We start from the raw sequence: 6,895 nt of genomic DNA, 5'->3' as shown, positions 1-6,895 counted from the left end.
CACCAGCTGCTACCGGATGTGCTGGTGCTGCCAATGTTGTGGCTGGGGCTGATCGTGAACTGCGGCGGGCTCTATGTGCCGCTCTCCGATGCGCTGTGGGGTGCGGTGGCGGGGTACTTGAGCCTGTGGGCCGTGTACTGGGTGTTCAAGTTGCTCACCGACAAAGAGGGCATGGGCTTTGGCGACTTTAAACTTATGGCGCTGATTGGGGCCTGGGGCGGGTGGCAGGTACTGCCGTTGACGTTGCTGTTGTCGTCGGTGGTGGGGGCGGTGGTTGGCCTGTGCCTGGTGGGCTTGCGCAGGCATACGCTGGGTACGCCCATCCCCTTTGGGCCTTATCTGGCCATCGCGGGGTGGATTGCTGTGCTCTGGGGTGATGAAATACACCTCTCCTACATGCAACTGCTTGGATACCGATGACCATTGCGGCCTTCACCCCCTGGATTCTTGGCCTTACCGGCGGTATTGGCAGCGGCAAGAGCGCGGCTGCCGAACGCTTTGTCGAGCTGGGCGTGCACCTGGTTGATGCCGACCAGGCGGCGCGCTGGGTGGTGGAACCTGGCCGCCCTGCCCTGGCCAGCATCGTCGAGCACTTCGGGCCCGGCGTGTTGCAGGCAGACGGGCAACTGGACCGCGCCGCGCTGCGGCAGCTGATTTTTGCCGACCCGGTACAGCGCAAATGGCTGGAGCAGCTGCTGCACCCGCTGATCGGGCAGGAGATTTTCAGTTACCTGGCCAAGGGGCGATCGCCCTATGCGGTGTACGTATCACCTTTGCTCATCGAGTCGGGGCAGTATCAGAAAACCCAGCGGGTGTTGGTGGTCGATGCACCGCACCACCTGCAGGTGTCCCGCACCCTGGCCCGCGACAACACCAGCGCCGAGCAGGTCCAGGCCATTCTCAAGGCGCAACTGAGCCGGGAGGATCGCCTGCGCCATGCCGACGATGTGGTGGTGAACGACGGCGACCTGGCCGCGCTGCATGAGCAGATTGACCGCCTGCACCATTTTTACCTGACTTTACGAGGAGGCCAGCCATGAGCCAGCCAATGACCGTGGATTGCCCAACCTGTGGCGCACCTGTGGAATGGAATGAGAAAAGCGCCTTTCGGCCGTTTTGCTCGGACCGATGCAAACTGATCGACCTGGGGGCCTGGGCTTCGGAGGAACACAAGATCCCGGGGGCAGAAGAGTCGGAAGATGAGCTGTATTCCGGCGACCTGGAGCCACGCCACTAACCCCATCCTGATACTCAGCGGTCCTCTTCCTTCCACGGCGCCTGCAAATAGCGGGTGCGGTTGAAGGTTTCCAACCACTCCGGGCAGAACACCACCAGCGCACTGATAATGGTGCCGTTGATAAATGCCTCTGGGAACATCATCAACCACAAGAAGCCGGCAAAGTCGCTGAGCCACTCGGGCATGGCGAAAATGCCGTCCAGCCACAACACACCCAATGCAGCGGCCAGGCAGGCGACCACCGTCAAGGCTGCCGGGAAAAACCCGGAACAGAAGATATACACGAACAGGTTTCTGGGCTGGGCGCGCTCTACCCACAGGGCGCAGGCCTCGGTAATCAACACCGGCAGGCCCACCAGCAGCAGGCCGTTAACCCCTAGCGCCGCCAGGTCCTGCCGCCCCAGCGCCAGCAGGCCAAGCTGGGCCATGAACCCGCCCACTACCGCCAGCGGCCAGTCCAGTATCAGGGTCACGGCCGTCATACCGATGAAGTGGTAAGACACGCCGGTATCGAAATCACGCCGCACCAACCACAAGGCAAACAGGCAGACCACTGTGCCAAACAGCAGGTGCTGGCGGCGCCGGTCGGTTACCAGCTCTACCCAGTACACCCGGCTCGCAGCCCACACCAGTAATGGCACATAACCGAGCCAACCCAATGCCAGGGTGGTACCGGACAAAACGTGTGCGCTGATCACCTGCCAAATACCCCTGAACAAAGCATGGACAAACCTGAGTCTACACCCATTCCACGCCTGCCCAGGCGACTGGCCCCGGCCAAACCGATTTCTGCGCACAAACAGCATCTTATCGTCATCGAATAGCAGCTAAGCTAGCTACATGGATGACTCAGACTACCTGCGCCTGCTTACCATCCAGGCCGAACAAGCCAATGCCTTTCTTTCCAATGCACGCAAATGGGAGCGTGAGCGTTGGGTGTGCCAGCGCCTTTTGCAGGGCCTGAACATCCCCTACCGCACTGACGACTTCACCCCCGCCGGGCAGGAGCCACCTGACGTATTGTTCCGTGATGCGGCGTTCGAGGTGTTTTTCGTACTGGACGAGGGGCGCCGGCTGAACGATGAATGGCGTGAAGAGCTGCAACGCCGGCGCAGTGCTTTTTCCCTTGCGCAACTTGTCCGCCGTGAAGCCCGGCCCCGGCGTATCAGTGCCACCGAGCTGCTGGGGCGGCTGGCGCCCACGTTGCGCAAGAAGGCGCACAATTACCGCGAGCGCGGGCTTGAGCTGAACGAGCTAGACATCATTGCCTTCGCCAGCCTCAAACGCGAAGTGCTGGACCTGAACACGCACTTCCCGCCCCCCACCGAATACCTGCGCCAGGGCTGGCGCTCGCTGTCGCTGGTGGGGCCGACCTTTGCCCGGGTGCTGTTCGCCCACCCCGATGCACCGGATTTTCTGCGCGGCAACCTGGGCCGCAGCATCGTGTTCGATGTGGGTATCAGCCTTTGATCCTGTGCCGCCGCTGATCAGGATGCCGTACACTCGGCGGCCAAGATAGAAAGCATTATCATTTGTTTCATGCGCCTGCACGAACACTGTAGCGTTTGCGCAGTCACAAACGTCTATCTGACGAGGCCCACCATGACCAGCCGCCTGAACCCTGAAGATCAGCGTCGCGTCGATGAATACCTGCAAGCCCCGCAACACCAGGTGCAGCGCCGGCCCTTTCGGCCATGGTTGCTGCTGGTGGTGGTGCTGGCGGTGACCATCGGGTTGGGCCTTGTCAGCCGCCTGCTGAGTGGACTGGTGCTATGAGCTGCCTGGCGCTCGCCCTCCCCTCGTGCACGGTGCGGCCGGCCCATTGGGCCAAGAATTCCGTAAACCTTATGAGATACCCCCATGACTCATCGCATCGTGATTGTCGGCGGCGGCGCCGGCGGCCTGGAGCTGGCGACCCGCCTGGGTAAAACCCTGGGCAAGCGCAAGCAGGCCTACATCACCCTGGTGGACGCCAACCTCACGCACATCTGGAAGCCCCTGCTGCACGAAGTGGCGGCCGGCTCGCTGAACTCCTCGGAAGACGAACTGAACTACGTGGCCCAGGCCAAGTGGAACCACTTCAATTTCCAGCTGGGCCGCATGAGCGGCCTGGACCGCGAAGGCAAGCAGATCCAGCTGGCCGCTACCCTCGATGAAGAGGGCCGTGAACTGCTGCCGGCCCGAACGCTGGGCTACGACACCCTGGTGATTGCCGTGGGGTCCAACACCAACGACTTCGGCACCTTGGGCGCGGCGCAGCACTGCCTGTTCCTGGATACCCGCAAGCAGGCCGAGCGCTTCCACCAGCAACTGCTCAACCATTACCTGCGCGCTCACGCCGGGGATGTGGCCAGCGAAAAAATCAGCGTTGCCATCGTCGGGGCCGGCGCCACGGGTGTGGAACTGGCCGCCGAACTGCACCATGCTGCCCACGAACTGGCGGCCTATGGTCTGGACCGCATCCAGCCCAAGGACATGCACATCACCCTGATCGAGGCCGGCCCCCGCGTGCTTCCGGCGCTGCCCGAGCGCATCAGCGTGCCGGTGCACCAGACCCTGGAAAAACTGGGGGTCAAGGTGATGACCAATGCGGCGGTGAGCGAGGTGACGGGCGACTGCCTGAAGACCAAGGACGGCGAGGTGATCCAGGCCAGCCTGAAGGTGTGGGCGGCGGGCATCCGTGCACCGGGCTTCCTCAAGGACATCGACGGGCTGGAGACCAACCGCATCAACCAGCTGGTGGTGCGCCCTACCCTGCAGACTACCCGCGACGACGATATCTTTGCCTTCGGCGACTGCGCCGCCTGCCCGCAGCCTGGCACCGACCGCAATGTGCCGCCACGTGCACAGGCCGCGCACCAGCAGGCGTCGATGCTGGCGCAAAGCATCAAGGCAAGGCTGGAGAACAAACCGCTGCCGACCTATGCATACAAGGACTACGGCTCGCTGGTCTCGCTGTCACGCTTCTCGGCAGTGGGCAACCTGATGGGTAACCTGATGGGCAGTGTGAAGCTGGAAGGCTGGCTGGCGCGCATGTTCTACGTGTCGCTGTACCGCATGCACCAGATGGCCCTGTACGGGTTTTTCCGCACGGCACTGATGATGCTGGGCAGCAAGATTGGCCGGGGTACAGAGCCGCGGTTGAAGCTGCACTGACCCGAGCTGCACATGCCCGGTGGTGCCCATTCAGCCGTCGTCAAGCGATGCGTTGTTGGCCGCCGCCGGGCCACGCAGCAGTAGCAACAGGCACCAACCAGCCGTTGCCAGCAGCACCACGCTGGTAACGCCGAACACAAACCGCAGGCCCAATGAGCCAGCCGCAAAGCCGCCCAGCACCGGGCCGGCGACCTGGCCCAGGTATTGAGCCGAGGTGGAATAGCCCAGCATCTTGCCCACCCTGTTGGCGCCGACGTTCTGCCGGATGACAGCCGACACACAGGGGATCAAACCGCCCAATGCCAAGCCCATGGCCAGGCGCAACACGATCAGTTGCCAGGCCTGGGTGACCAGCGCCTGGGGAATCAACAGCAACCCGGCGATGCCCAGGCATACCACCACTACCTTCAACGCGCCGACGCGGTCGGCCAGCTTGCCCAGCCTGGGTGCCGAGATGATGCTGCCCAGCGCCGAGGCTGCCATGCACAGCCCCGCCAGCCAGGTGACAGACTGCGCGCCCACGTCCAGGCTGCGGATATACAGCGTAACGATCGGCTCGATCGACATGTTGGCCATCATGAGGATCATGGCAACGAACAGCATGGTGAAGACGACAGACATGTCTGGCCGGGGCGCAGGCCCGCTGTCGGCCCGGGCCTTGTCGGCTCTGCCCTGACGGGGTGGCGAGGTAATGAACAGGCACGTCGCCAGGAAGTTGAAGAAGATCAGCCCGCTGGCGCCCAGGAAGATGGTGCGGATATCCATGACGGTCGGCAGAATGCCGCCAAGCAGCGGCCCCACCAACCCGCCGGCCATGATGCCCGACGAGAGCATGCCTAGCGCCCAGCCGGAGCGCTCTTTCGGCGTTTGCGCCGCCACCAGCACGTACGACCCCGAGGTATAGCCACCGGCAAGGCCGACCAGCAAGCGCAATACCACCAACTGCTCCACAGTCTGCGCCATACCAATCAGCGCCATGCTGACAACCATGCCGAAACTGGCCCGGATCAGGTTTTGCCGGCTGCCGTAGCGGTCTGCCAGGTGCCCCCATAACGGCGCTACCAACGCGGCGCTGAAAAAGGTCGCGGCATAGGCGATGCCTGACCAGCGGGCAATGTCTGCATCGCCCACGGCACCTAGATGCTCCACGTACACCGGCAGAAACGGTAGCAGCACGGTCATGGCAACGATATTGACGAACGATCCAAAAAAACAGATTGCCAGGTTACGTTGCCACTGCATTACTGCGCTCCTGCGAGGGGTGTTGGGGAAGCAGCCTCAAGAGGGCATGGAAACCCTCAACACCCATTGCAGCAGTTGCACATCGGCCACGTCCAGTTAAAACACGGCCTAGCACCCGGCCTGAACGATTTCCTCGGCAGCGAGGCGGCCCAGGTACGGCGCCAGGATGACCCCGGGGTGGGCTATCAGCGCATACACCCCATGCGCCCCTGGCAAGTAACCCCGCACGGGTTCGCCCCCTTGGGTCATTGGCCGCTGGCAGATGCTGACGGCACGCAGCGACAGCCCAGAGGTGCCGATGAACATGCGCTTGATCGCCTCGGCGGTGTGTTCGGCAAGGGCCGGCAAGCCTGCCTCGCCTTCTGCAGGGGCATCTTCCGCGCAGGCCACACCACCTTCCAGCGCCGGGCGCAGTTCCAGGCCATTGCCGTAGACTAGGTGCCTGACTACCCCGGCAGGCGCCGAGAAGCGCATCAACACTGCAGGCTTGGTGAGGATGGGCAATTGAAATGCCTGCTGCCCGGCCAGGCCAATGGCCGCATCGGCATTGGCCAATACCACGGTGTGTGCGGCGAAGCGGTCACCCGCACACAGTGCTGCCGTCACACACCCGTTGTTCAGCTCCAGCCCATCAACGCAACGCCCATACAGCACCTGCGCACCCGCTTGCTTGGCGCCATGGAGCAACTGGCGCGTCAGCGCGACGGGCTCGACCGCAAAATCGTCAGGGGCCCAGGCGGCCAGCCTGGGTGGGGTTACCAGGCAGGGCTCCAGGGCACTGACCTGCTGGGCATCCAAGGGGTGCAGCCGCACACCCGCGGCCTGCTGCTGGTCGATCAGGCAAGCGGTCTGTTCGTCGCTGTCCAGCCATACCAGCGCCCCACGGGCAGCGACAGGCAAAGGCCCGAGATCGAGCGCTAGGCGGCGGAAGTCGGCGATGGCCTGCAGCGTTGCGTTAAGCGCAACCGGGTTTTCAGAGGCAGAGGCGCTGGCAGTACCCACCCAGCCATACGACCACCGGGTAACACCTGCTGCGGGCCTGGCCCCCTGCTCCAGCACCGTGACCCTGGCACCCAGCCTGGCCAGGTGCCAGGCAACGGAGGCCCCCATGATGCCCGCGCCTACAACCACGACGCTTGATGTATTGGCTACCATGCCAAATCGTCCTTATACCGCCCAGTGACACGAGGCAGGATAGCGGATTTACGGCACAACCAAGGGTTTGGAAAAATCGAGACAAAAGAAAAAGGGCATCTCATT

At 63.1% G+C, this 6,895-nt stretch carries 9 protein-coding genes; 6 read left to right on the top strand and 3 right to left on the bottom strand.

All coding sequences use genetic code 11. The features are described from left to right. From APH25_RS14400 to yacG, 3 genes are all read left to right on the top strand, one after another. On the top strand, window positions 1-420 hold a 420-nt coding region (locus tag APH25_RS14400), incomplete at its 5' end, for an A24 family peptidase (RefSeq protein WP_177331182.1). After that, window positions 417-1,040, top strand: coding sequence for a dephospho-CoA kinase (coaE, locus tag APH25_RS14395; protein WP_060482383.1), 624 nt, complete (start codon window positions 417-419; stop codon window positions 1,038-1,040). The genes APH25_RS14400 and coaE, both read left to right, overlap by 4 nt. Then, a complete protein-coding gene (yacG, locus tag APH25_RS14390) occupies window positions 1,037-1,237 on the top strand; it encodes a DNA gyrase inhibitor YacG (RefSeq protein ID WP_028631769.1) in 201 nt (66 codons plus the stop codon). The genes coaE and yacG overlap by 4 nt, the downstream gene beginning before the upstream one ends. A gap of 14 nt (window positions 1,238-1,251) precedes the next feature. On the opposite strand, the gene APH25_RS14385 is transcribed toward yacG, so the two are convergent. Continuing rightward, the gene (locus tag APH25_RS14385; RefSeq protein ID WP_060482384.1) at window positions 1,252-1,935 is read right to left on the bottom strand and encodes an energy-coupling factor ABC transporter permease; all 684 of its coding nucleotides are present in this window, start codon (window positions 1,933-1,935) and stop codon (window positions 1,252-1,254) included. A gap of 142 nt (window positions 1,936-2,077) precedes the next feature. Here APH25_RS14385 and APH25_RS14380 point away from each other — a divergent pair, with 142 nt between their 5' ends. The 3 genes from APH25_RS14380 to APH25_RS14370 all read left to right on the top strand — a co-directional run bounded on the left by APH25_RS14380 (window position 2,078) and on the right by APH25_RS14370 (window position 4,393). Continuing rightward, entirely contained in the window at window positions 2,078-2,707 is a 630-nt protein-coding gene (locus tag APH25_RS14380) for a DUF1780 domain-containing protein (protein WP_028631771.1), read from the top strand. A gap of 132 nt (window positions 2,708-2,839) precedes the next feature. Next, window positions 2,840-3,013, top strand: coding sequence for a DUF3094 family protein (locus tag APH25_RS14375; RefSeq protein WP_033727895.1), 174 nt, complete (start codon window positions 2,840-2,842; stop codon window positions 3,011-3,013). Window positions 3,014-3,097: 84 nt separating this feature from the next. Next, window positions 3,098-4,393 (top strand): NAD(P)/FAD-dependent oxidoreductase, encoded by a 1,296-nt coding sequence (locus tag APH25_RS14370; protein ID WP_028631772.1) that lies wholly within the window; start codon window positions 3,098-3,100, stop codon window positions 4,391-4,393. A 30-nt stretch (window positions 4,394-4,423) separates the two neighbouring features. Here APH25_RS14370 and APH25_RS14365 read toward each other — a convergent pair whose 3' ends face one another. After that, complete coding sequence (locus tag APH25_RS14365; protein ID WP_060482382.1) at window positions 4,424-5,635, bottom strand: MFS transporter; 1,212 nt, start codon at window positions 5,633-5,635, stop codon at window positions 4,424-4,426. A gap of 108 nt (window positions 5,636-5,743) precedes the next feature. Further along, on the bottom strand, window positions 5,744-6,790 hold the full coding sequence (locus APH25_RS14360) for an FAD-binding oxidoreductase (RefSeq protein ID WP_060482381.1): 1,047 nt from the start codon (window positions 6,788-6,790) through the stop codon (window positions 5,744-5,746). Window positions 6,791-6,895: the final 105 nt, after the last annotated feature.

It is taken from the genome of Pseudomonas sp. NBRC 111119, from assembly GCF_001320125.1.
Lineage (GTDB): Bacteria > Pseudomonadota > Gammaproteobacteria > Pseudomonadales > Pseudomonadaceae > Aquipseudomonas > Aquipseudomonas parafulva.
The sequence above is the reverse complement of the archived record's forward strand: the minus strand, read 5'-3'. Positions and strand labels throughout refer to the sequence as shown.

Excerpts from the sequence above, each read along its gene's own strand:
- APH25_RS14380 (WP_028631771.1), top strand. The coding sequence starts at position 2,078 with ATGGATGACTCAGACTACCTGCGCCTGCTTACCATCCAGGCCGAACAA.
- coaE (WP_060482383.1), top strand. The coding sequence starts at position 417 with ATGACCATTGCGGCCTTCACCCCCTGGATTCTTGGCCTTACCGGCGGT.
- APH25_RS14365 (WP_060482382.1), bottom strand. The coding sequence starts at position 5,635 with ATGCAGTGGCAACGTAACCTGGCAATCTGTTTTTTTGGATCGTTCGTC.
- APH25_RS14370 (WP_028631772.1), top strand. The coding sequence starts at position 3,098 with ATGACTCATCGCATCGTGATTGTCGGCGGCGGCGCCGGCGGCCTGGAG.
- APH25_RS14360 (WP_060482381.1), bottom strand. The coding sequence starts at position 6,790 with ATGGTAGCCAATACATCAAGCGTCGTGGTTGTAGGCGCGGGCATCATG.
- yacG (WP_028631769.1), top strand. The coding sequence starts at position 1,037 with ATGAGCCAGCCAATGACCGTGGATTGCCCAACCTGTGGCGCACCTGTG.
- APH25_RS14375 (WP_033727895.1), top strand. The coding sequence starts at position 2,840 with ATGACCAGCCGCCTGAACCCTGAAGATCAGCGTCGCGTCGATGAATAC.